A 25,306-nucleotide genomic window follows, 5' to 3' on the forward strand; every position below is an offset into this window, starting at 1 on the left:
AATTATGAAGGCTGATGTTTCAGCTTTTCATTTTTTTACTTTGCTAAGCGATAAATAGCATCGGCATATATTGCTGTTGCTCGCAATAAATCGTCTAAAGTCATAAATTCATTTGCTTGGTGCATCGTATCCACATAGCCTGGGAACATCGCGCCATAAGCTACACCACGTTCCAACAAGCGTCCATAAGTCCCTCCACCGATAATCTTTTCATGACCTTTTTCGCCAGTATGATCTTCATAAACTGACAATAATGTCGCTACCAATGGATCATCTTCTGGTACGTAATGTGGTAACATATTCCGTTCGTTGTGAGTAATGGAAGCACCTTGCATGCCTAATTTACCATCAACAGAAATTTCTAAGCCTTCTGCCGTAACCCCTTTTGGATAACGGAAGTTCATCGCGATAAAGTTATCAGCTTGAAAACCATCAGTACTTTCTTTAAAAGCAAACAAACCAGCATTCATTGTAAGTTTGCCCATTTTTTCATCTTCGTAAGCTACGCCTAACTTTTCACCGTAAAAATCTTCATGGATAATTGTGCCTGCTACGTGCAAGAATTGTTTTGCGCCACCACCAAATTTGAATTGATCTAAAAATAACGCTAAGAAAGTTCCTGCATTTATCCCAGATTGTGGACTAGCACCATGTGCACTTTTACCAACTAATTCTAATGAAGCTTCTACACCTTCAACTGTAATTGTGCCTGTAACAGGATTTTTTTCAACAAAGTCATAAAATGCTTTTTCCATTGCTAGAGCTTCCTGATCACTTGGTAAGATAACTTTAGCATTTGCTGCCCCAGGAACCATATTTTCTCTTAAACCAGCGGCGAAATTTTTCAATCGGTATTCGCCTTCGTTATTGCCGTGGAAGTGTGCACCTAATGTGATATTCCCTTTTTCACCGTTAATAATTGGAAATTCAGCATCTGGTGAGAAACCAAAATCTGGTTTTTCTTCATGTTCAAAATAATAATTCATGTCTGCCCAACCAGATTCTTCATCAGAACCAACGACAAAGCGAATTTTTTTACTTAGTGGTAAGCCTAAATCACGAACAATTTTCATACCATAATAAGCTGCCATACTTGGCCCCTTATCATCAGAAGAACCACGTGCAAAAATTTTGCCATCTTTCAATTCTGGTTCGTATGGATCTGTCTCCCAACCATCACCAGCAGGTACCACATCCATATGGCCAAAAATACCAAGAGTTTCGTCACCTTCACCAAATTCAATATGTCCGGCATAGTTAGCGACATTTTTAACTGTAAATCCATCTCTTTCACCATAAGCCAGCATATGTTTTAAAGCATCCCGTGGCCCTGGGCCAAAAGGCGCATCTACTGTTTTTTTGTTGTCATCTCTTTCACTGTTAATGCGCAGTAAGTCGAATAAGTCTTTTAACAAATCGTCTTTTCGAGCTTCGACTTCTTTTTGCCAATTAATTTCCATCTGCATTTCCTCCTGACAATTACGAGACTTTGATTTGAACTTTCTTGTTCTAATTCTCCATCTCCGTATAAATCTTCGTTATTTTCCCACCCATCATACCACTTTTAAAGGCTTTTTGACAAAGGATGGTGACTGATTTTTGGTAAGGTCAGCAAGATTAGTTATAATGGAATCAAAGAATGTACGACACAAAAATGAAGTCGAGTAAATTTTGTTGTTAAAAACAATATAAAGGAGTAAAAATGGAAACTCTAACTGAAGAAATTTTAACGACCGTGATAAAAAAACGACCGGCAATTTCCCATAAAGGATCTTTTGGCCGTACTGTTTTAATCGGAGGTAACACCCAGTACGGCGGTGCCATCATCATGAGTGCGGAAAGCTGTCTCAAAAGCGGTGCAGGTCTGGTAACAGTCATTACCGCAAAAGAAAACCACGCCCCCCTTCATGCTCGTTTACCTGAAGTAATGGTATTGGATTGGCATGATCAAGCAGCTATTACCGCATCTATCTGCAATGCAGACGTGGTCTTAATTGGACCTGGCCTAGGATTAACAAACCATAGTCTGATTTTATTAAAATTAGTCTTAGACTTACAAGAAAAACAATGGCTTGTCATTGATGGCTCTGCGATTAGCTTATTTGCACAAGAAAAACTTACTCTTTCTCACCCACACAAGACCGTTTTTACCCCACATCAAATGGAGTGGCAGCGTCTTAGCGGGATTCCCATCGTGGAACAAAATGAATTAGCCAATCGCGCCTTTCAAAAAAAGTTAGCTGCCAGTATTGTTGTTAAAAGTCATCGCACAGAAATTTATACCAACAAGAATATTTATCGGTGCCCTTTAGGCAATTCCGCCATGGCTACAGGAGGGACAGGCGATACATTGGCTGGTATGATTGCAGGTTTTTTGGCACAATTTCCCAGAAAAGATGCTACTATTTGTGCAGCTGTCTATCTTCATAGTTATATCGGGGATTTGCTTGCTACTGAAAACTATGTCGTTTTACCAACAACTATCAGTGCTGCACTTCCGCATTATATGTGTTATTTCAGCAACTAATCTATTTTATTAGATACACACGTCAAATAAAAATTTTAAACCTAAAAACTGGATCCAACACTTTTGCAAGCATTGGACCCAGTTTATCATTTATCTGTCAAAAAATAGTCACTTTCTACCCAATTGGTTTATACCTGCTGCTTTTACAATTTTTCCCAATGCCAGTTTCGAACCTCTGGTATATCTACACCATTGGTTCGAATATAGTCATGGTGATAATTCAGTATATCTGCCATTTTCTGAACAAATTCAGCACTTTTAGCCCCATAGACAGCCTGTGCTGCAACTTGTGCAACATGAAAACGATCCATCTCAGAGAATACCCGCATATCAAACGGCGTTGTAATATCCCCATTTTCCCGATAACCGTGGATGTGAAGATTGCGGTTCTCACGATTAAAGAAGATATCGCGAATCAATCCTTCATAACCGTGAAAACAAAATATAATTGGCTTATCTTTGGTAAAATAGCTGTCAAATTCTTCATCTTTTAAGCCCCGAGGATCAATAGTCGGATGACGCAATTTCAATAAGTCGACAACATTAATAAAGCGAATCTTTAAATCAGGAAATTCTTTGTGTAAGATTGTGATCGCTGCTAATGCTTCTAAATTGGGCTCAGTACCGGCTGCAGCAAGGACAACATCTGGATTTTCATTTTCTTCAGTTGAGGCCCAATCAATAATTTTCAAGCCATCTTTCACCAATACTTCTGCTTCTTCAACAGAATAAAATTGAGGCCGTGGGTGTTTAGACGATACGATTAAATTAATTTTTTCAGTTGACGTTAGCGTCTTTTCCATTACTGCCATCAAGGTATTGGTGTCCGCTGGTAAATATTCACGGATAAACTCCGGTTTTTTCTCAGCTAAATGGGTTAAGATGCCTGGATCTTGATGTGTATAACCATTATGATCTTGTTGAAAAGCAGTAGAAGTAGCAATCAAATTTAAAGAAGGATATTGTTTTCGCCAAGGTTGTTCTTTAGCTTTACGCATCCACTTGAAATGTTGTGTAATCATGGAGTCCACCACACGCAAGAACGCTTCATAGGAGGCAAAAAAGCCATGTCTGCCGGTTAGAACATATCCTTCTAAGAATCCTTCGCTTTGGTGTTCAGACAATTGTGAATCAATCACTCGTCCTGCTGGCGACAACCACTCATCATATTTTGGCTTTTCTAGTTCTAACCATTGCCGATTTGTGGCAGAAAATATCTCATTTAAACGATTCGACTTCGTTTCATCCGGCCCAAAGACACGAAAATTATGCGGATTAGCGACGATTAAATCCCGCGCAAATTTACCAAATTCAATCATATCTTGCGCAGTTACAGCTCCGGGTGTCGTAGTATCAATAGCATATTTATACCAATCAGTCATTTTTAATGGTTGGGGATTAAGTCCACCGTTTGTAATTGGATTTGCAGACATCCGTTGTTTTCCTTTGGGTGCTATTTCGCGAATTTCCGCTTTGATCGTCCCATTTTCATCAAATAGTTCTTCTGGACGATATGATTTTAACCACTTAACCAAAGCATCACTATGAGTCATGTGAGTACCATCTACTGGAATAGGCACTTGATGCGCCCGAAAACTACCTTCAATTGTCTCCCCATCCCATTCTTTTGGTCCCGTCCAACCTTTTGTCGTGCGACAGATAATCATTGGCCAATGAGGCATTACTGCTTGTTCAGCTGGTTTTTGCCGCGCTTTTGTTTGGATCTCTTTAATTTTTTCTATCGCTTCATCCATAACTTTTGCCATTTGAAAATGTAAGATTGCTGGATTATCTCCGACAACAAAAAGAGGTGTCCAGCCCATCCCTTCAAAATACTTTTGCAAATCTTCATCTGTTTTCCGAGACAAAATTGTCGGATTGGAAATTTTTGCCCCATTTAAATGTAAAATAGGTAAAACTGCGCCATCATTAACTGGGTTAATAAATACATTTGAAAACCATGATGTTGCCAAAGGACCTGTTTCTGCTTCTCCATCTCCCACGACTGTAGCAGCAATAACTGCTGGATTATCCAAAATAGCCCCTGTCGCATGAGATAAAGAATAGCCTAGTTCACCGCCTTCATGAATAGATCCTGGTGTTTCTGGTGCCGCATGAGAAGCAATGCCTCCTGGAAACGAAAAGATCTTACATAATCGTTTTAAACCAGCTTCATCCTGTGTAACTTCAGGATAAATTTCAGAATAACTACCATCAATATAAGAATTTGAAACCATTACCTGACCACCATGCCCCGGGCCTTCAATGTAAAACATGTTTAAATTGTATTTATTAATTACACGATTTAAATGGGCATAAATGAAATTTTGTCCCGCAATCGTTCCCCAATGACCAATCGGATGAATTTTGACATCTTTTTTTGTCAGTTCACATTTAAGCAAGGGATTGTCCTTTAAATATATTTGTGCAACTGAAATATAATTTGCCGTACGCCACCATGCATCAACTTTTGCTAAATAAGCTTTTGAATCATAATCTACTGTCATTGTTATGCTCCTTTTAATTAAGTTTTCTGCTAGATTACTGTGCCAAGACATATTTATTACTAAAAAATTTGGACCCGTTCTTTATTTTTTCAAAACTTTCTTACTATTTAATGGTACCACAATCCATTAACAAAGGCGGTTTTTACGTCTTTTACAGCTTTTAACAAAAAAATCCTCTAACTAAGAGAACCTGCAGATCAGAGGGACACTTAGTCAAAGGAGTTTTTATCGTTTATTCAATTAAGGCTTAATCAAACTATCTACCATTAATTTCACATACCCAATTAACCCATCTGGATTAATATGGGTACTATCATCATAAAACCATTCATTATGATTAATACTGTAATCATACCAATCGATAATCGTTAAATTCTTATATTGTTTTGCCATTTTTGTTAAGGCAGCATTTACTGTTCCTTGTGTGCGGACACTTGGCGCCCGCATATTGATCCAATAAACTTTGCGATTATTTCCCATAATCTGCATAATATCGGCAAATTGCTGATCTGTAAATGGACTATTCGTACCAAGTCCAATAATAACTGTATCATGTAATAACTTATCATCTTTTAGCTTTTGGAGTAAATCAACACTAGCATATACTTGTCGATTAATTTCAGCATCCACAACCGAGTTAGGGAACATCTCGTTTAACCCGGCGGCAGCACCCAACATAACAGAGTCTCCAAAAAAGGTGAACTTCGCTTCGTCTGCTTGTTTAACCTGTGCATCGGTCACGCCATATTTCTTGGCTAACACTAAATGTTGTTCCGCTTGTTTTGCTGTTGCCTCTTTATCTTGACTTTTAGCAGTTGAACTAGTCGCAGTCTTTTCTTTGGCCGATTTTTTTGATTCAGCCGCAATCTTACGATTTGCCAAAATCTGTTCTTTCATCCTTTGTTGATTAGCATCCACATGGTTGACTGGCGCAATGACTAAACCAACAACTGTAATTCCTAAAACAGTAATAGCAGGAAGTAAGGCTGGCTTATCCAAACTTAAAATTGGCTTTTTAAACCAGCTTTTGACAGTTTGCCACGTTTGACTGTAATCAAAATGTTTTAAAGGCTTTTCAAAAAACTGATAGGATAATTCGCTCAACGTGATAATAAGAAAAATTTCAATTACTGTATGCAACAACACGTTATCTGCCAAATTTTTTATTTTTGCTTCGTAAAAAATCATAACCGGATACTGGTACAAATAAATCCAATAACTGCGACTACCAACGTAATGAAATATCGGATTACTTAACCACTTATTTAAACTAGCTCCAGGATGTACAACCACTGCAATTAACAACACACATAAAATACTAATTAAAAAGAAACCACCATAATAAAGAAAACTATTCTGGTCACTTAAGAAAAAGAAACTCAGAGTCAAAAGAAGCAACGCAGCTAACCCTACCCCATTTAATAAGCGCTTCGCTTCACGGGGGATTTTTTCTTTTAAGTGATTCGAGGGCCAAATAAATGCCAAAGCACTCCCTAGCCAAATACCAAAGACACGAGTGTCTGTCCCATAATAAACCCGCGTTGGATCACTACCAGGTTTAAATAAAATCGCCATCCATATAGCCGAAGCCACAGCACCAATCATAATGGCAATAAAAATTTTCCCCTTCTTTTTCAAAACCAACATCAAGATGATAAATAAAATAGGCCAGATTAAATAATTCTGCGCTTCAACAGCAATATACCAAATATGAGTAAATGGCGACTCGTTGTTGAAACGATCAAAATAAGAAGCCCCATTGTCAATTTGCCACCAATTATTGAAAAATAGGAGGCTACTAAAAAAAACACCCCGCAAATTATTCAAAAGATTACGCTGAAACAACGTAATATACGTAGTAGAAAGCACCATTACCAATGCTAAATTGGGCCACAGCCGCTTTAATCGTTTTTTGTAAAAGGTCAGCAAGCGAATTTTTCCTGTTGCTTGCCATTCTTGATTTAAATGATCGGTAATCAGATAACCTGAAATTGCAAAAAATATCGCTACTCCTAAATAACCACCTTTTACTTTATCTGGTAAAAGGTGATAGAAGATAACGCCTAAAACAGCCAAGGTACGTACACCGTCAAGGCCGGTAATATATCGTCGTTTTGTTTTTTGTTCCATGACTTCGCCACTTTTCAAAATAAATTCTTGTAGATCATTTTTCTAGCTTGCTATCTATAGTTCTTCTTCATAAAAGCGTCCTAAAATTTGAACGTTCTCAGCAATACTCACAAAAGCCCTTGGATCAGACTCTCGCATGGCCTGTCGAAGTAAAGGTAACTCAAAACGCGTACAAACGGTTAAAAGAACCGTTTGCTTGTCGTGTTTATAAGCTCCCTCTGCTTCATTAATAATAGTAATGCCCCGTCGCATTTTATCTTGGATATGATGAATTACCGCATCTGGATGACGCGTAATAATTGTGACCTGCATTTTCTTTTGCTTGGTAAAAACTGCATCGGTCACTTTGCCACTAACAAAAATAGCAATAGCGCTATATAAAGCATATTGCCATCCAAATAATAATCCAGCAGCAAACATAATTAAAATATTAAAAATAATGGAAATTGATCCCACGGTTTTACCAGTCTTCTTTTGGATCGCAATACTGACAAAATCTAACCCCCCAGAAGACAAGCCACTTCTTAGTGCATAACCAATCCCCGCTCCCATGACGGCACCACCAAAAATAGCGCAGACAATGGGGTCTGTCGTTAAAACTTCTTCGGGCATAATTTGCATAAATAATGAAGTTAATACAACGGTAATTCCTGTAAATATTGTAAATTTATGGCCTACCTTATACCAACCAACTAAAAATAACGGCAGATTCAAAATCAATAAATTTGCGGAGACCGGCAGATGAAAACCTAACAAATCTTTTGACAGTGTTGTAATGATTTGAGCTACCCCAGTAATCCCACTAGAATAAATCTTTCCAGGTTGATAAAAAAAGTTCACTGCAATTGAGGCTAGAATTGCGTAAACGACCGAAAACGAAAACTTTTGCAAATAGTCAGTAAAGTTGACTTTTTGCGCAATATTTTTCATGATAAAAAAGCTCCTTATGCCTTTAACTAAGAGGCTAGCCAAATCAATGTCCAACACAATAATTTAACTTTCTTCTCGCTGTGTACATTATACGAAGTCTAGCCAAAAAAGAAAAGGACAACCCACCAAAGTGAGCGTCCTTTTAAGATTCTTTTAGTCTTCTTCTGTAGCAGTCACATCAATATTTAATTCAAATAGTTGCAATGGTGAAACTGTACTTGGTGCTTGCGTCATCGGATCAGCTGCTTTTCCGTTTTTTGGAAACGCAATCACTTCACGGATATTATCTTCTCCAGCAAGTAACATGACAAAACGATCTAAGCCCAACGCTATTCCGCCTAGTGGTGGGAAACCATAATCCAGAGCATCTAATAAGAACCCAAATTGTTCTTGCATTTCTACCCGGCCAAAACCTAATGCAGCAAACATTTTTTCTTGCAATTCTCTTTCATGAATCCGCAAAGAACCGCCGCCTAATTCATATCCATTTAAAACAATGTCATACGCTTGGGCGTATACTTTCGTAGGATCAGTTGCCAAATATTGGATGTCTTCTTCTTTTGGTAAAGTAAATGGATGATGGGCAGAGACATAACGTCCTTCTTCTTCGCTATATTCAAATTGAGGCCAATCTGTAATCCATAAGAAATTGAATTTACTTTCATCAATTAAGCCCAATTCTTTACCCATTTTGTTTCGAATTGCACCCAAAGCTGCTGTGACTACGTTAAATTGATCAGCACCAAACATAAGCAAGTCACCAACTTGTGCATCAGTTGCGGCAATAATAGCTGCTTCTTTTTCCGTTAAGAATTTAGCAATCGGTCCTTTTAAGCCATCTTCTTCAACTTTTACCCATGCTAAACCTTTGGCACCAAATTGACTAACATAGTGTGCGTAGTTATCCATATCTTTACGAGAATATTTGCTTGCTGCGCCTTTGGCATTTAGAGCTTTTACCACCCCGCCTGAAGTTAGTGCCATCTGGAAAACTTTGAAATCAACATCTTTTACCACATCTCCCAGATCAATTAATTCCATTTCAAAACGAGTATCCGGTTTATCACTACCATAACGATTCATTGCATCATCATACGTCATGCGTGGGAAAGGTAACGTTACATCAATTCCTTTAACTTCTTTCATTACACGCGCAATCATACCTTCTGTTAAATCTTGAATTTCCTCAACTGTTAGAAAACTCATTTCCATATCTACTTGGGTAAATTCAGGTTGTCTATCGCCCCGCAAATCTTCATCCCGGAAGCAACGGGCAATTTGATAATAGCGGTCAAAACCTGCATTCATCAACAATTGTTTAAACAATTGTGGTGATTGTGGTAATGCATAAAAATGCCCTGGGTGTACCCGTGAAGGAACTAAATAATCGCGTGCGCCTTCTGGTGTTGATTTACCCAAATAAGGTGTTTCAATATCTAAGAAGCCATTTTCATCTAGATAATGACGAATAGCTTGCGTTGTTTTATGACGCATTATAATGTTTTGTGTCATTTTGGGACGTCGTAAATCAATCGAACGATTTTTCATCCGGATTTCATCACTAATTTCTTGCTCATCTTCAATTGCAAACGGTGGTGTTTTTGCTTTATTTAAAACTGTAATCTCACTGGCGATAACTTCGAATTCACCGGTTTTCATTTTTGGATTAATTGCTGCATTATCTCTTAAAATAACTTTACCAGTTACTTCAATTACGTATTCACTACGGCATTTATCAGCAATTTCCCAAGCTTGTTTTGATAACTCTGGATTAAAAACGACTTGTACAATACCTTCTCTATCTCGCAAATCAATAAAAATTACGCCACCTAAATCTCGACGTTTTTGTACCCATCCTTTTAATGTGACTGTGTGTTCTAATTCTGCTTTTGAAACTAATCCACAATATACAGTTCGTTTTGCCATTTTTTACCCTCCATAAAAACTTTTTAATCAGTAATTGGTAGTTTTGAGAATACAAAAAAAGCCCTTGTTCTCACAAGGGCGAATTATTAATCCACGGTACCACCTAAATTTGAAAGTTAAACTTTCCTCAAACACCGATAACGTTGGTGAAACGGAAGCGGCTTTGCACGCGCTCATCTCCAGAATGTCTTTGACAAATAAGACTTAAACTACTTTCAGCCTAGATAGTTCTCTCTAAAAAGCGACTTATTTGCTACTCTTTCTTTCACTGATTTTTACTATTAATGATAAGCTACTAGAATTACATGAAAATGTCAAGATTTTTCAAAAAGCTTTTTTCAAAAGTGGGTTTTATCGTCTGCATCAGATTTTTTATAAGACGTTTCAATTCAGCTTTTTACCAGATTGATTTAGACTAAAGAAAAGGTAATCAACCAAAGATTATAGGAGGTCTTTTTCATGGCAGATGTACAAATTGGTAAATCACAAGTTTACGCTTCAACGTTAGGACTTGGTACAAACAAAGTGGGTGGGCACAATCTTTTTAAAAATTTGGATGACGAAGTAGGAAAAGACGTTATACGGGCCGCATTACGTAATGGAATTACTATGCTCGATACTGCTTATGCTTATGGTTTTGGTCAATCCGAAAAATTAATTGGAGAAGTACTGCAAGAAGATGAATTTGATCGGGCGCGGGTAATTATCGCCACTAAAGCAGCTCATATTCCTGGTGATGAAAGCAAAATGGACAATAGTCCTGAATTTTTAAAAAATGCGGTAGAAGATGCTTTAAAGCGACTCCAAACAGAATACATTGATATTTTCTACATTCACTTTCCAGATGATACTACACCTAAAAATGAAGCCGTAGCCGCTTTACATGAATTAAAAGAAGCGGGTAAAATTCGCGCCATTGGTGTTTCTAATTTTTCTTTAGCTCAAATAAAAGAAGCAAATTTAGCAGGTTATGTTGATGTTGTAGAAGACAATTATAACTTACTGCATCGCGAGGCTGAAACAGAATTATTTCCTTATTTAGACAAACATCACATCAGTTTTATTCCTTATTTTCCACTAGCTTCTGGTCTATTGTCAGGAAAATACACTGCCACTCAAAAATTCGATCAACAAGACCCGAGAAGTAAAAAAGACGATTTTACGGGTGAACGTTATCAAAAAATTATTGCAACAATGGCAGAAATAAAAGTTATTGCTCAACGCAATGATGCTTCTGTACCTCAATTGATTTTGGCTTGGTATTTAAAAAATCCACATATTGCGGCTGTAATCCCAGGGGCTCGTAATGTGGAACAAATGCTTGCTAACGCCAAAGCAACAGATATTCGTATCTCTCATGACGATTATGAGTTAATCGATGATTTATTCCGCTTTTAATTCTACTGGCTCATTATAGAAAAGATTGTTATGCTAAAGAAAAACCTTTTCTAAAAAAACAAAAGATAGGAGTAAACATGGAAAAATACCCAGGATACTTGCGTCGGCCCCACTATTACGAAACTGACCAAATGCAAATTATTCATCATTCAAATTATATCCGTTGGTTTGAAGAAGCCCGGGTTGATTTACTGGAACATTTAGGCTTGCCTTACCACGTTTTAGAAGAAAGTGGCATCATTGTGCCGGTGTTAGGGGTAAGCTGTCAATACAAAGAGATGATCCGCTATACTGATGCGGTAAAAATTCACGTTACAGTGGAAAAATATACCGGAACACGCCTAAATTTTGCCTATTGCATTACACCTGTAACAGATGAAAGTAAAATTTTAACCACAGGAACTAGCCAACACTGCTTCTTACAAGGCAATAGTGGACGGTTGGTTCATTTAAAAAAAGCGAATCCAGTGTTTCACCAACTTTTCAGTGATTATGCTGCATTATAACCATTGTTTTATGGAAGCAAGGATATTGCTTAGTAAAGAAAGAATCTGGTAAAAGGCACACAGCTTTTACCAGATTCTTTTCCTATATTCTTTTATTCTTTTTCAAAAACTTGTGACCATTCGTCTTCTTTGGCTAAAAATTCTCGTGCGAGTTCTTGGGCACCTGCTAGCGTATGATTTGCCGCCCAGCCACATTGTTTTTCATTACTTGCGGGAACTTCTGTTGCTTCTAATACATCTACCATCGTCTTTTTCAAAACATCTAAAATTTCCTCATAATCATCATGGTTTAAAACCGTTAAATAAAAACCTGTTTGGCATCCCATTGGGGACCAGTCAACAATATAATCAGCATGATTCCGAATTAATTCTGCCGTTAAGTGTTCCAAAGAATGTAGACTTTTCATTTCCATGTGTTCTTTATTCGGCTGTTTAAAGCGAACATCATACTTAATAATCTTATCACCATTACCCCCAGTTTTGCGATCAGCAACGCGAACATATGGTGCCTTAACTTTAGTGTGGTCTAAATTGAAACTTTCAACATTCATCTTCATTATTGATTTTACTCCTTTTCTAGTTAAATTTTCTGAATTATTTGGGGAAGTTGTCCGTTATTTTTTTACAGCTTCTGCAATCCAGGCAAAGGTGTTAATCTGCCAAAATTTTACCGCAAAACCAGCCTCGTGAAAATAGTTTTCTAAATCTGGCAGTAAAGGATAATATTCTCTTTGTAAATCTGAAGCCAATGTTTGCTTTCCAGCAGCAATAGCAGCTGTAATAATCGCATCAAAACGTAGCTGTGAAACAAACATCGTATCACCGATAATTACTTTGCCTCCTTGAGGTAATAGTGCAGCATATTTTTTTAACGCGCGTTTTTTCTCAATTCCGTTTAAGTGGTGAAAGACAAAATTAGCCGCAATGGTATCTATATTCCGATTGGGTAAGGGAAAATTTTCCATGTCTCCAGCTAAAAATTCAACCGTTGCAAGCTCTGGTTTACTTTGAGCCAATGCCCGCATTTCAACGGAGGGTTCCACCGGATAAACATCTTTACCGGCATTTAACAAGGCCAAGGTCAAATTCCCCGTACCACTGCCAAATTCTAGCACAGTTTGACCAGATTTTTCAGTAATCATTTTTAACATTTCTTCATAGCCTAAAAAAACATCGGCATACTCTGGATCATGACCCGCAACGGTTTCATCGTATTCATCTGCCCATTCTTTAAAAATCGGTATAAATTCTAACCCCATTACAATCCCACCTTTTCAAAAGCTTTACTTAAGTCTGCTAGTAAATCTCTTTTGTCTTCTAAACCAACAGATAGACGAACCAATCCATCCTTGATTCCAGCTTCTTCTCGCTTGTCTTTTGGAATCGAGGCGTGTGTCATTACAGCCGGTACTTCGACCAAACTTTCAACCCCTCCTAAACTTTCTCCTAAGGTAAATAAGTCTAGACTTTCCACCCACGCAGTCGTTTTTTCTTCTGCTGACAATTCAAAAGAAACCATTCCAGAAAATCCCTGCATTTGCTTTTGCGCAATCTCAAAGCCCGGATGAGTGTTAAGACCTGGATAATAAACTTTTGCAACAGCCGGATGACTTTGCAAAAATTCAGCTACTTTTAGCGCATTTCGCTGATGCTCTCGCATTCGTACGCCCAACGTTTTAATTCCTCGTTGCATTAACCAGCTATCTTGAGGACCTAAAACGGCTCCAATCGCATTTTGTAAGAAACCGATTTTTTCGGCTAATTCAGCAACATTAGTCGTAACCAATCCCGAAACGACATCACTATGCCCTCCTAGATATTTTGTACCACTATGCACAACAATATCTGCGCCCAAGTTTAAGGGTTGTTGAAAATACGGTGTGGCAAAAGTATTGTCTACAATGGTGATTAAATTGTTGGCTTTGGCAAGAGTTGTAGCACCTTTTAAATCTGTAATTTTTAAAAGTGGATTACTCGGCGTTTCTAAATAGAGGGCCTTCGTGTTTTTTTGAACATTTTCAGCAATATTACTTAAATCACTCGTGTCAATGGTGGTATATGTTAGACCATTTTTTTCAAAAACTTGTGCTAGTAAACGAAACGTCCCGCCATAAACATCATCGCCTAATAAAATATGATCTCCCGGATTAAACAAAGATAAAACTGCGTGAATTCCTGCTAGCCCAGAAGCAAAAGCAAAGCCTCTAACCCCACCTTCTAAATCTGCAATTAATTCTTCTAAGGCAAAACGAGTAGGATTACCTGAGCGGGAATACTCGTATCCTTTTGGTTTGCCAACAGCATCTTGCTTGTACGTAGAGGTTTGATAAATGGGTACACTTACTGCACCGGTAATAGGATCTGTGCTAATACCCCCATGAATAAGTTTTGTATTGAGATGCATAAAAATTTCCTCCTCAAGATTTTTAGTCGTCTTTATTACACGTTGTACTTTCTAATAATTCAGTCGCTTGTAAATTTCTTTTGATAAATAACGATCGCCTGCATCAGGAAAAATCGTCGCAATCAAACTACCAACTGGCAACTTTTGCGCTACGTTTATTGCTGCAGCTAGAGCTGCACCACTAGAACTACCGGCCAAAATGCCGAATTCTTTAGCTAATTTACGTGTGTATTTGAAACCCAAGTCATCACTAATCGTTTCGTACCCTGACACTGTCAACTCGCTAAAAAATGGCGGGATAAATTCTACCCCAATGCCTTCAATTTCATGACTATGACTTTTTCCACCGTTTAAAATAGAGCCTACTGGTTCTACACCATACAACAAAATTTCAGGAGATTTTTCTTGCAAGTAAGCTCCTGTTCCAGCAAAAGTCCCCCCTGAGCCGACTCCTGCTACAAAAGCAGTCAAGCCGCTTGGAAACTCGGCAGCAATTTCCGGGCCTAAGGTTTCATAGTAAGCTTGCGGATTTTCTTTATTTTCAAACTGCAATGGCAAATAACTGTTGGGAATTTCTGCTGCTAATTCCCTGGCTTTTTTGATTGCACCACTCATTCCATTTGAAGTTGGCGTATGAATAATTTTAGCTCCCAGCGCCTGCATTAAAGCTTGTTTTTCTAAACTGAATTTTTCCGGTACTACAAAAATCGTTTGAATCTGATACGGCTGTGCCGCAAGTGCTAACCCAATTCCTGTATTGCCTGCTGTCGGTTCAATCAACGTACCACCTACTTGTAGCCGACCATCTTGTAACGCTTTTTGAATTAAAAATTGACCTAACCGATCTTTAATACTCCCCCCAGGATTTAAAAATTCTAACTTAGCCAAAATTTCTGTACCATAGGGCAATGGAAGTTGTTCATGAGTAAACCGTATCATTGGTGTTTTGCCAATTAATTCATCAATCTGATTTACAATCATCTTTTTGCTCCTTTCATCGCTTTTGAAATTGAAAACAAAAAAAGAGGTACTGACTATTAATCAGTACCTCGAAAAGTCTAAAATATCTGCAAATAAATTCTAGTGCACACAGAATGATTCGCTCCAAATTTTAGAAAGTAGGTCTATTAATAGGCATGACAAAATGGTATGCTGCAATTTTTTGCACCATACAACAACAATCTGCAACTAAAACAGTCCGCTGTGCCATGTCTTTGTGACCCCTTTTCTTAAAATTTGATATAAATCTATCATTCACACTATTTGCTGTCAACAAATAATTTTTTAAATAACAATTAAAACAACATTTGAACAAAGCGCCACAAATAACGAAGTAATCGATATAAAATAAATAAAAAGAATAAATTTCCTAAAATAAAATTCACACTGTTACCAGCAGTCGCTTTCAAATTTCCCCAAGTAAAACGACGCAAGAAACGCGGTACATTACTATAACCGTTTCGTTTTAGTCGAAATTTCTCTTCATAGGTCAGCTCTAACATATCGTAATAATAAATTTCCAAAGGTTGCATTGTAAAAAGATTCTTAGTAAAACCCACTAATAAAGTATATTGTTTATTAGCCGCTGGTAAATTGCGCGCCCCTTTTTTATTAATGGCTACCACCAACTGATTATCTTTTTTGACATTATAAGTGTATTCTGCTTCTTCAATTTTGATAATTTGTGCGAAAGGCTCATTTTGAGCTAAAAAAGCAGCATAAACTTTGGGAAACTCCTGCATTTTCTGTAGAAACAAAAAAGTTAACCCTAAAAGAAGGACTATAATAACACTGTTTACCAGTAAATGTTCTTTAAAAACAAGACTATAAATAACGATAATTAAAAGTGCCAAAAGCGTTATAGTAATTCGTTTTGCAAAAAATTTACGATACATTAAGTCGATGGTACGCTCATAATAGGCAAAATCCATAAAAATCCTCCTTAATACTTTTTAAAAGATAAGTTTTAATTAGTATAACTGATGACTTGCATGCTGTCATGGTACTAAGTCTTTTTACTGACCAGTTGATCTTTTCTTTTGCAAAAATTATCTTTTAGCAGTAACGTAGTAGAGGTCAACGGGAAATAGCTCAGCTTGGTAGAGCACTTGCTTCGGGAGTAAGGGGTCGCAGGTTCAAATCCTGTTTTCCCGATTCTATTTTTGATCATTTCTTTATTTACTTTAGCAACTTTGGTTTTGAAGATGACGCTAACATTTTTAAAATAAAAAAATCAGACAAAAAATATCCTTGTGAGTGTAAACTGTTTTTACTAGTTTCTTTCACAAGGATGTTTTATTTTTCAGTAATTAGTCTCGTTTATTTCTTTTACGTCGATAATAAATAAAGCCCGCAATAACAATTACCAAAACACCGATAATAGAGAGGTAAAACATGGGATTGTCGCCCATTTTTGGTAAAATACCAGTTTGTTCTTTTTTAGGATCTGCTTTAGTTGTTACAGAAGACTGCACGGTTGTCGCTTCCACAAAAGAGGTTGTTGTCGTAGTCGTCACAGCAGGCTTTACTAGTTCATTGCGGGGTTGTGGGATTCCTTCAGAAGCATAGCGCGCAATCCAAGCGATAATCCCTGGAAAAAATCGATCTTCCTCAGCCAACATTTTTGCTTGTAAGGGTGTCACAAAATTTAAAATTGCAAGCAATTCATCACGACTTAACTGCCGAATCGAAATAAAGCTACTATTACTAGGATAAACAGTTTGCAAATAATTTTCTAATGCATCCACTTGATTTTTCAATTCTGTCAGAGATAAACCAGTCGCATCAAAACTTAGGGCGGCTAGAGCAGTAGAGACATCTACTGTTTTATCTTGGTACAAAGCAGTTAATAGACGGACGTAGGCACTAAGATCCATGCCATAAAAATCTTGATTTATACGAGTAAATAGCTGTAATGCATCATCAAGCTGTTCATCTGTGTAATTTGCCAATTGTTCTGGTGTAATCGTATATTGCCCGCTTGCTAATTCTTTTTTTATTTCAACTACATTTTGATTAACAGTTTCACTATCTGCAACAGATTTGATTCCAGTTTGTTCTTCAATGCCAGTTTTGATTGCTTCCCCCACTTCAACAGCATTAGTTGTCGCATTCGTTGTTACTTCACGAATTGCTGTCTCTGATGAGGAGGTAGTTTGTGTCGTTTGTTTTTGATCACTTGTTATCATCGTTTTACTTTCACTTACACTTGCTGCTGTATTGTCTTCAGCGGCGTATACAGTTTGAATCCCTAATAGTGCCATGAAAGCTAAAATCCCTAATATTTTTTTCACTTTTATCACACTTCTTCACTTTTATTTTTACAAAAAGATTTTCTTTGTAATATAATTGTAACATTACTCGTAAAAAATGAAAGTTTTTTTAACGGTAAATTTTTTCTATTCGTTATTTTTTATCTAAAAATAGAAATATGCTATCTTTAATCTAACAATGACTAAAAGGAGTTACAAAATGTTTAATGAAAAAAGTTTTACCGTTTTTAATGCGCTGAGTTTAGAGGAACGAATGGCAGCTATCCGCAGCGAGATTCAACCAATTTTTACAGCGGTTGGTCAACCCATTTGCGAAATGTTCACACAACACTACAAACGCCCTTTTTATCTTCACCTTGCCCAACATCGCCGTAGAACCGTTCACCCACCAGAAAATACTTGGGCTGCTATGAGTGAGGGGAAAAGGGGGTATAAAATGAGCTCTCATTTTCAAATTGGCATTTGGCCAGAATACGTTTTTATGTGGCTTTCTATTATTGACCAGCCTAAAGGACAAAAAGAAATGGCAGAACTGTTACTAAAAAATCTATCTCTATTTGATACCTTGCCCAAAGATACCGTGATCAGTTTGGATCATACCAAGTCAGAAATACTCCCACTAACAAAAGAAAATTTAGAAAATGCTCTAATACGTCTCCAAACAATTAAAAAAGCTGAATTTCAAATTGGCCGCATCATTAAAAAAGAAAGTGAATTGTGGGAGCATCCTGATACAGCTTTCCAATATATGGAAACAACTTATATCAAACTGCTACCGTTATATTCTTTGTTAAATGAAATACACTAATAAAATACCTACTGTTTTAACCTATATTTTCTTTTGAAAGTTCACTCATTTTTTATTTTCTAAACTGTCAGTTCTCTTTGTTTTTCCTTACAACAATGTTCCTGTTCAGTTAGAGTTTAAGCTCCTATAATAAAGACAACATTTTTAATGGGGGTTACTTTTATGGTTCAAAAAAAATCTATTTTTCATCCTTTTATTTTCTTAATACTTACTCTACTGTTGGGAATTATCCTCTTACCAATTATTAATGCACAATTAGAAGTCTTTCTCCAACATAGTTGGTACTTCATCCAAGTAAATTTGTTGCATATAAGCTATTAAGCAATAACACGCATAGCCAAGTGATAGGAGAACTGCTTTCTATCTTTCAATCTCGCTAATTTGACTATTTATCGCTTTTTAGAAATAAATTTTCTTAAATCAAGTACAATTCTTTATAATCAATTCTGTCCTTTGCTTAATAAAAAGCATCCTCCCTTATTCCAAAGGAGGATGCTTTTTCGTTTTTATTTTATTTTCTTTAATACAATGCCACTATATAGCCAAACTGTCAGTACATAATATAAAAAATAAAGGACAAAGAAAATGGTAAATGGAACAGCAATCCCGCTATATGGTTCACTCAATAAAGTCGTGAACATTTGTAAACCAAACAGAACATGAATTACACCAAGAATTCCAGGTACGAGAAAAAGAATCCCAATTTCTTTGCGTAAAGAAGCTTTTAATAAACTTTTACGGGTCCCTATTTTATTTAACATTGCATAGCGGCGAACATCACTATTGGCTCCAGATAAGATTTTAAACATTAAACAGCTTGCTAGCATCGTTAAAAAGGCAATGCCTAAGAAAAAGCCCATAAATTCAAAACCAGAAAACATCCCATTAAAAACTATATAGGCGTCCACCTTTTGACCAAGTCCACCCATTGCGGCAGAATCACTCAATTCTTTATTATTTATCGCTTCATTTTCGACTGTTAATTTTTTCAATTGTGGTAAAGCTGCTAGGAAATCCTTCACTTTTACCACTTGCAATTGTTTTACGGGTAAATCAAGTGATTCAAACCTTTCCTGTGCAACAACTTGATGTTCTTTCGTTTGTTGGCTAGGTAGTTCTAAAGAACGCAAGCCATCCATCGCCTGCACATCAGATGCTAATTTGTTACCATCGTATTTTGTTTTTCTTGCTGTATTTTTCTCATAAACTACAGCAGTTAAAGGTTTTGAATTAAATTGATCTTTTAGATAATAAACAGTTTTATCATCTTCTTTTTGCAAATACGTTGTATTTTCAATTGGTTTCAATGCCTCTACTTCATCTTGCGTCGCTTTTTGAGCATTATTTAATACTAAATCATAAGGTGAAGTTTTTTCAGTCATTTTAGGAATCTCATTGCGGAAACCTAACCCTACCGTCAACGCTCCTAAAGCTAATGCAAATAACATGGCTACCATTGACAACATCCGCGTATAATCTTGGATGCGGAAACTTAATTGGGAAAAGGTAAAGCCATTCAATTTTTTTAGAACTAAGTGGTCGGAACGTTTTAAAAGCTGTAAAATGAAAATTAGAACACCGTGGAAGACAAGATATGTTCCCAAAACAATCGTAACTAAAGCAATTACTAAGGCTGTCAATCCTACTTCGTTAGCTTGGGTCATCATCCAATACCCCACTGCTAAAAATGCAATTCCGCAAAGAGCTTCGATAAATAATATACTATTTTTTCGTTGGCTTTTCGTAGGAGTTTCGCTGGCTCGCAATAAAGTTAAAATTGGTTTTTTTACCATTGAACCTGCGTTAATCACCGCCGAAACTAAAAATAGAATGATGAAAAAGACAAATGTAATCAATAAAGCTTCGGTATTAAAGGGGGAAAAGTGCTGTACTTGAACATCCAGTTGTTTTGTTAATAACTGATTAACAACAACAGATAGCCCAACCCCAAATACGGAACCCACAACTGTCGCTAAAAGACCAATAAACAGTGTTTCTACAAAGATTAGCTGCGCAATTTTACGTCCTTTTGCTCCCAACATCATAAACATCGCGTAATCTTTTTGCCGCATTGTCATCAAAAATGAATTGGCATAAAGAATATAAACCAATGTAATAATAGCGAGTAACACTGAGCCAAGATGAAAAATCATCACGACAGCTGAAATAATCGAGTTACTTTCTAAAAAGGCTTTGTTTGTTGCCATTGATTCAAACATATAAAATATCGCCGAAGCCATTACTAAACCGGAAAATAGAACTAAATAATCCCGTAATTTTCCTTTAATACCTGTAAGAGATAATTTCAAAAGCATCTAAATTCCCCCTTACTGTTCAGCTAGAAGCGCTAAAATTTCACGATAAAATTCTTCTCGCGTCTGCTCATCTCGTTTAAGTTCTTGGTGAATTACGCCATCTTTAATAAACAAAATACTTTGACAATAGCTTGCTGAAAAAGGATCATGTGTTACTAATAAAATAGAGACACGATCTTTTACATTTAATTCTTCCATAGTATCCAATAAATCTCGTGCGCTTTTAGAGTCGAGAGCTCCTGTTGGTTCATCACCTAATAAAATAGTCGGTTGTGTAATTAATGCCCGCGCTGCTGCAACCCGTTGTTTTTGTCCACCGGAAATCGCAGCAGGATAGCTGTCTAAAATATGTGTGATGGATAATCGTTCTGCAATTTTTTTCACTCGCTGTTTGATTTCCTTAGGCTTTACTCCTTGTAATGACAAAGGAACTGCAATATTTTCTGCCGCCGTCATATTCTCTAAAAGATTGAAATCTTGGAAAATAAAGCCAATTTCTTCACTTCGAAAATCCGCCAATTGATTTCCTTTTAATTTAGTTACATCCTTTTGATTGATGGTAACATTTCCAGCAGTTGGTTTGTCCAAAGTTGACAAAATATTTAATAACGTGGATTTACCAGAACCAGAAGCCCCCATAATCCCAATAAATTCACCCTTTTCCACATCAAAAGAGATTCCTTTTAATGCTTCTGTTTTCTTTTGATTCCCTGTACCATACGTTTTTTTGACGTTTTTAATTTCTACTATATTTTCCATAACTTCTCCTAACCTAATTTTTCTTTTGCTGCATTGGGTACATCAGCTTTTGTGACTTCTTCATACGAAGTGACGCCCTTATTTTTATTCCAAGTTATTTTTAAATAGGCATCCTTTTTTAAAGGACGATCTTTGAAAGCACTGAAGTCCATTTGTTTTTCATTTCCTTCTTTATCATAACCCGGTAAAGAGTATTTATATTGTGTGATATTTTCACCAGAGTCAGATTTTCCATCTTCTCTTTGCCCGTTGGTTGTAATTTTTACATAATATTGTTCGCCACCCATGATAAAGAAGTCGGCTACTTTTAGACCAACAAATCCAATTCCTACAAGCGAAACCAGAATAATAAGTAATTTTTTCATATTCTTTCATTCCTTTCATCTATGCTTTTATTATGGACTTTATCAAGAAAAAGCAAAATTTATTTATCTGTCAAAAAACTAACAATACTGTCATTTTAAAAATATAAAATTAAAAATTATGCTTATTAATCACCTTATATATATATATCAAGATTTCAGAGGAATAATGACGCCGTGTTATTAAAAAATTGCTATAAAAAAAAGCCACTCTCAAAGAGTGGCAAAAATCATATGATTTAATTATTTTGCTAAAGCATCTTTCGCTTGGTCAGCTAAGGCAGTGAAAGCTGCTGCATCGTTAACTGCAAGATCAGCTAACATTTTGCGGTTGATGTCGATTTCAGCCAATTTTAAGCCATGCATCAATTTTGAGTAGCTTAAGTTATTCATACGAGCTGCTGCGTTGATACGCGCAATCCATAATTTGCGGAAGTCACGTTTTTTCTGACGACGATCGCGATATGCGTAGTTGTATGAATTCATTACTTGTTCTTTTGCTGTTTTAAATAAAGTATGTTTGGAACCGTAGTAACCTTTAGCTAATTTAAGCACTTTTTTACGACGTTTACGAGTTACTGTTCCACCTTTAACACGTGCCATGTTTAATTCCTCCTAAAAATAAATCTCGAATTTTTGAATAGTAAAGCAAGGGTTTAATTCGCTTATTTCATGCGAGCTAATTGTTGGCGGATACGTTTGTAATCGCCAGCTGACACCATGCTTGCTTTACGCAATTGACGGCGTTGCTTTTTTGTTTTGCCGTGGAAACGGTGACTTGTAAACGCGCGGAATCGTTTTAATCCGCCTTTACCGGTACGTTTTACGCGTTTTGCTAAACCGCGGTGTGTTTTTTGTTTTGGCATAACTAATTTCCTCCTCAAAATCAATTCTTCATGAACTTTGACTGACTGACGCTTATTTCTCAGGTTTTGGTGCAACCACTAGAAACATGCTGCGTCCGTCCATCTTCGCTTTTTGCTCAACAACTGCGATATCTGCAACTTCTTCAGCTAAGCGATCAAGGACTTTCTGACCAATTTCTTTGTGGGTAATGGCACGACCTCTAAAACGGATAGAAGCTTTCACTTTGTCTCCTTTTTCTAGGAACTTACGTGCATTACGCAGTTTTGTATTGAAATCATTGACGTCAATTGTCGGACTTAAACGAACTTCTTTGATGTTGATCACTTTTTGTTTCTTACGAGCTTCACGATCTTTTTTCTGTTGTTCAAAACGATATTTCCCGTAATCCATGATCCGCGCTACTGGTGGTTTCGCACCGGGAGCTACTAAAACGACATCAAGATTTGCTTGTTCTGCAATACTCAATGCTTCTGCTTTAGTTTTAACACCTAATTGTTCACCGTTTTGATCGATCAAACGCAACTCACGTGCACGAATGCCGTCGTTTACCATCATATCCTTTGCTATGGTCATTCACCTCCAAGTTTTTTGAAGAGAGAAAGCAATAAAAAAACGAGTTCGAATTCGAACCCGCGCGCAAAATCAGCTTGCAAACAAGCGATTTAACTATTCTGCCCAGCAATATCTTCACTAAGGCGAGAAGCGGGTGCTTCTGCTTTCATTTCTCAACTTGTATAATATACTATATCCAATTTTTTTTGTCAACAAGAACGAAACTTGTCTAATATTTAATAAACTTCTTTTCCCCAAAAAAGCCATCTTCTTTTATTGTCACCCAAAAACATCAATCCAAAAGTTTAATTTTTCAGGTCACTGCAAACTTAGAAGACGGCTTCCTATTAACTTTTAGCTCTTTATAAATTTATTTTTAGTGATCACTAAAAGGTTTGGTTCGGGCCACGAAAATTGGCACCAGGTAACGGTGTATCTTCTAACACCTTTTCAAGCCCTTTACTTTCTTGGTCATCTTTTTTTTCATTGTCATCATCTAGTTGCAATTCTTTTTCCATTTCATCGATTTTTTCCATCGTTTTATCTTTTTTTGCTTCTTTGGCTAAGTCTGCCAATTGTTTTTCCTTTTCGTCCATTTTCATCACTCCTTTTTATTATCTGATTCAACTTCAATGTAAGCGTATCATTTTTGTCATTAAAACTAAAATAGTTCGCCTAATAGTTATACGATTTTATACTTTACTAAACTTTTTATAAGCTTTCTAACCAAAAAAGCTGTGACATTTTTTGTCACAGCTCTTTTGCTGACATTCCTGTCAACAAACGACGAGTAGGAGTAGTCGTTTAAATAAAAGGCGCTACTATGACGGTTTTAATACCACCTAATATCTTTTTAATTAAGCATTATAGGCTGCTTCAAAAAGTGAAATAATATCTGCTTTTGACCCTTTTCGAGGATTGGAAAAAGCATTGCCATCTTTTAAAGCATTTTCTGCCATCACTTTAAAATCAGCAGGATTAGCGCCAATAGATTTAATATTTGCCGGAATGCCGACATCTGCTGAAATACGTTCTAATGCTGCTATACCACGTTCAGCAGCTGCCATTTTTGACAGACCGTTAACATTTTCGCCTAAAAAAACAGCGATATCGGCAAAGCGTTCCGGACTAGCGATCATATTCCAACGTTCCACAGTTGGCATTAACACCGCACAGCACACACCGTGAGGGGCATCGTATTGTCCACCTAGTTGATGTGCCATCGCATGAACATAACCTAAGTCAGCATTGTTAAATGCCATACCCGCTAGTAAAGAAGCATACGCCATGTTGGTGCGAGCTTCTAGATCATGACCATTTGCCACAGCTCGACGTAAATATTGCCCAATCAATTTCATCCCTTGAATAGCTTGCGCATCAGTAATAGGATTGCTATTTTCTGAAACATAAGATTCTACACAATGGCATAATGCATCCATCCCTGTAGCAGCAGTTAATTTTGTTGGAACATCTAACATTAATAACGGATCATTAAAAGAAACTAACGGAACGTTTCGCCAAGATACCACTACAAATTTCAAATGTGTTTCTTCGTTTGTCAAAACTGCATGCCGGGTAATTTCAGAAGCAGTGCCTGCGGTTGTATTCACTGCCATTAATGGCGGTAATGGTTTGTCTAATGTTTCGATTCCTGCTAATTTTGTGACATCTTCACCATTCGTCAAAACTATCCCAATTCCTTTACCACAATCATGAGCTGAACCACCACCCACGGTTATGATTGAATCACAGTTTTCAGCTTTATACAGTGCCGCCCCTGCTTTTACATTTCGAATTTTAGGATTCGGTTCTACCTGATCAAAAATAGCATAAGATACACCAGCAGCACGTAAGCTAGCCTCCGTTTGTTTAACTGGTCCGTTTTCCATTTGTTTCAAAAAACTATCGGTTACAATTAAAACTTTCTGCATATTTAACATTTTGGCACGTTGGCCAATCTTTTCAATAACACCCGGTCCAAAGAAATTGACACTGGGCATCATAAAATCAAAATTAGTTTTCATATTTTCTCCTTTGTAAAAT

23 protein-coding genes, 1 tRNA gene and 2 other annotated features are annotated in these 25,306 nt (G+C 36.9%); of the genes, 5 read left to right on the forward strand and 19 right to left on the reverse strand.

All coding sequences use genetic code 11. The features are described from left to right. Positions 1-35: 35 nt before the first annotated feature. The gene (pepV, locus tag EsVE80_RS10290; RefSeq protein ID WP_173103630.1) at positions 36-1,460 is read right to left on the reverse strand and encodes a dipeptidase PepV; all 1,425 of its coding nucleotides are present in this window, start codon (positions 1,458-1,460) and stop codon (positions 36-38) included. A 242-nt stretch (positions 1,461-1,702) separates the two neighbouring features. On the opposite strand from pepV, the gene EsVE80_RS10295 reads away from it, so the two are divergent. Further along, positions 1,703-2,527 (forward strand): NAD(P)H-hydrate dehydratase, encoded by an 825-nt coding sequence (locus tag EsVE80_RS10295; RefSeq protein ID WP_173103631.1) that lies wholly within the window; start codon positions 1,703-1,705, stop codon positions 2,525-2,527. 143 nt (positions 2,528-2,670) lie between these two features. Here EsVE80_RS10295 and EsVE80_RS10300 read toward each other — a convergent pair whose 3' ends face one another. The 4 genes from EsVE80_RS10300 to aspS all read right to left on the reverse strand — a co-directional run bounded on the left by EsVE80_RS10300 (position 2,671) and on the right by aspS (position 10,020). After that, positions 2,671-5,034 (reverse strand): phosphoketolase family protein, encoded by a 2,364-nt coding sequence (locus tag EsVE80_RS10300; RefSeq protein ID WP_173103632.1) that lies wholly within the window; start codon positions 5,032-5,034, stop codon positions 2,671-2,673. Between the two features lie 240 nt (positions 5,035-5,274). Next, positions 5,275-7,164 (reverse strand): acyltransferase family protein, encoded by a 1,890-nt coding sequence (locus EsVE80_RS10305; RefSeq protein ID WP_173103633.1) that lies wholly within the window; start codon positions 7,162-7,164, stop codon positions 5,275-5,277. A 54-nt stretch (positions 7,165-7,218) separates the two neighbouring features. Further along, on the reverse strand, positions 7,219-8,094 hold the full coding sequence (locus EsVE80_RS10310) for a YitT family protein (protein ID WP_173103634.1): 876 nt from the start codon (positions 8,092-8,094) through the stop codon (positions 7,219-7,221). A 153-nt stretch (positions 8,095-8,247) separates the two neighbouring features. Beyond that, positions 8,248-10,020 carry an aspartate--tRNA ligase gene (gene aspS, locus EsVE80_RS10315; protein WP_173103635.1) on the reverse strand — a complete coding sequence of 591 codons (1,773 nt, stop codon included), beginning with the start codon at positions 10,018-10,020 and terminating at the stop codon, positions 8,248-8,250. Positions 10,021-10,091: 71 nt separating this feature from the next. Next, positions 10,092-10,298, reverse strand: a binding site (T-box leader). A 181-nt stretch (positions 10,299-10,479) separates the two neighbouring features. Between aspS and EsVE80_RS10320 the strand changes: the two genes are divergently transcribed. Continuing rightward, positions 10,480-11,418, forward strand: a complete 939-nt coding sequence (locus EsVE80_RS10320) for an aldo/keto reductase (protein WP_173103636.1) — start codon at positions 10,480-10,482, stop codon at positions 11,416-11,418. A 77-nt stretch (positions 11,419-11,495) separates the two neighbouring features. Then, entirely contained in the window at positions 11,496-11,924 is a 429-nt protein-coding gene (locus tag EsVE80_RS10325; RefSeq protein WP_173103637.1) for an acyl-CoA thioesterase, read from the forward strand. A 92-nt stretch (positions 11,925-12,016) separates the two neighbouring features. On the opposite strand, the gene EsVE80_RS10330 is transcribed toward EsVE80_RS10325, so the two are convergent. The 5 genes from EsVE80_RS10330 to EsVE80_RS10350 form a co-directional block, all read right to left on the reverse strand. Then, positions 12,017-12,481 (reverse strand): S-ribosylhomocysteine lyase, encoded by a 465-nt coding sequence (locus EsVE80_RS10330; protein WP_173103638.1) that lies wholly within the window; start codon positions 12,479-12,481, stop codon positions 12,017-12,019. Between the two features lie 57 nt (positions 12,482-12,538). Beyond that, complete coding sequence (locus EsVE80_RS10335) at positions 12,539-13,183, reverse strand: class I SAM-dependent methyltransferase (protein WP_173103639.1); 645 nt, start codon at positions 13,181-13,183, stop codon at positions 12,539-12,541. Then, a complete protein-coding gene (locus tag EsVE80_RS10340; protein WP_173103640.1) occupies positions 13,183-14,328 on the reverse strand; it encodes a cystathionine gamma-synthase in 1,146 nt (381 codons plus the stop codon). Before EsVE80_RS10340 ends, EsVE80_RS10335 begins: the two co-directional genes overlap by 1 nt. Positions 14,329-14,379: 51 nt before the next feature. After that, entirely contained in the window at positions 14,380-15,309 is a 930-nt protein-coding gene (locus EsVE80_RS10345; RefSeq protein WP_173103641.1) for a PLP-dependent cysteine synthase family protein, read from the reverse strand. A 314-nt stretch (positions 15,310-15,623) separates the two neighbouring features. Beyond that, complete coding sequence (locus tag EsVE80_RS10350) at positions 15,624-16,259, reverse strand: hypothetical protein (RefSeq protein ID WP_173103642.1); 636 nt, start codon at positions 16,257-16,259, stop codon at positions 15,624-15,626. Positions 16,260-16,408: 149 nt separating this feature from the next. On the opposite strand from EsVE80_RS10350, the gene EsVE80_RS10355 reads away from it, so the two are divergent. Continuing rightward, positions 16,409-16,482, forward strand: a tRNA-Pro gene (locus EsVE80_RS10355). Between the two features lie 155 nt (positions 16,483-16,637). Here the strand turns inward: EsVE80_RS10355 and EsVE80_RS10360 are convergent. After that, positions 16,638-17,621 carry an LPXTG cell wall anchor domain-containing protein gene (locus tag EsVE80_RS10360; protein ID WP_232061186.1) on the reverse strand — a complete coding sequence of 328 codons (984 nt, stop codon included), beginning with the start codon at positions 17,619-17,621 and terminating at the stop codon, positions 16,638-16,640. A gap of 178 nt (positions 17,622-17,799) precedes the next feature. On the opposite strand from EsVE80_RS10360, the gene EsVE80_RS10365 reads away from it, so the two are divergent. Then, complete coding sequence (locus EsVE80_RS10365; RefSeq protein WP_173103643.1) at positions 17,800-18,408, forward strand: DUF1054 domain-containing protein; 609 nt, start codon at positions 17,800-17,802, stop codon at positions 18,406-18,408. Between the two features lie 506 nt (positions 18,409-18,914). Here the strand turns inward: EsVE80_RS10365 and EsVE80_RS10370 are convergent. From EsVE80_RS10370 to EsVE80_RS10405, 8 genes are all read right to left on the reverse strand, one after another. Further along, positions 18,915-20,723, reverse strand: coding sequence for an FtsX-like permease family protein (locus tag EsVE80_RS10370; protein ID WP_173103644.1), 1,809 nt, complete (start codon positions 20,721-20,723; stop codon positions 18,915-18,917). 12 nt (positions 20,724-20,735) lie between these two features. Next, complete coding sequence (locus tag EsVE80_RS10375; protein ID WP_173103645.1) at positions 20,736-21,482, reverse strand: ABC transporter ATP-binding protein; 747 nt, start codon at positions 21,480-21,482, stop codon at positions 20,736-20,738. 8 nt (positions 21,483-21,490) lie between these two features. Beyond that, positions 21,491-21,847 carry a YxeA family protein gene (locus EsVE80_RS10380; protein ID WP_173103646.1) on the reverse strand — a complete coding sequence of 119 codons (357 nt, stop codon included), beginning with the start codon at positions 21,845-21,847 and terminating at the stop codon, positions 21,491-21,493. Positions 21,848-22,087: 240 nt separating this feature from the next. Further along, complete coding sequence (rplT, locus tag EsVE80_RS10385) at positions 22,088-22,447, reverse strand: 50S ribosomal protein L20 (protein ID WP_173103647.1); 360 nt, start codon at positions 22,445-22,447, stop codon at positions 22,088-22,090. Positions 22,448-22,509: 62 nt separating this feature from the next. After that, entirely contained in the window at positions 22,510-22,710 is a 201-nt protein-coding gene (rpmI, locus tag EsVE80_RS10390) for a 50S ribosomal protein L35 (protein ID WP_016173762.1), read from the reverse strand. Positions 22,711-22,762: 52 nt separating this feature from the next. Then, complete coding sequence (infC, locus tag EsVE80_RS10395) at positions 22,763-23,284, reverse strand: translation initiation factor IF-3 (protein ID WP_016173761.1); 522 nt, start codon at positions 23,282-23,284, stop codon at positions 22,763-22,765. Positions 23,285-23,309: 25 nt separating this feature from the next. Next, positions 23,310-23,435 (reverse strand) — a sequence feature (ribosomal protein L20 leader region). 214 nt (positions 23,436-23,649) lie between these two features. After that, positions 23,650-23,859, reverse strand: coding sequence for a hypothetical protein (locus tag EsVE80_RS10400; protein ID WP_173103648.1), 210 nt, complete (start codon positions 23,857-23,859; stop codon positions 23,650-23,652). Between the two features lie 261 nt (positions 23,860-24,120). Next, a complete protein-coding gene (locus EsVE80_RS10405) occupies positions 24,121-25,287 on the reverse strand; it encodes an iron-containing alcohol dehydrogenase (protein ID WP_173103649.1) in 1,167 nt (388 codons plus the stop codon). Positions 25,288-25,306 lie beyond the last annotated feature (19 nt).

Source organism: Enterococcus saigonensis (genome assembly GCF_011397115.1).
Taxonomy (GTDB): domain Bacteria; phylum Bacillota; class Bacilli; order Lactobacillales; family Enterococcaceae; genus Enterococcus_C; species Enterococcus_C saigonensis.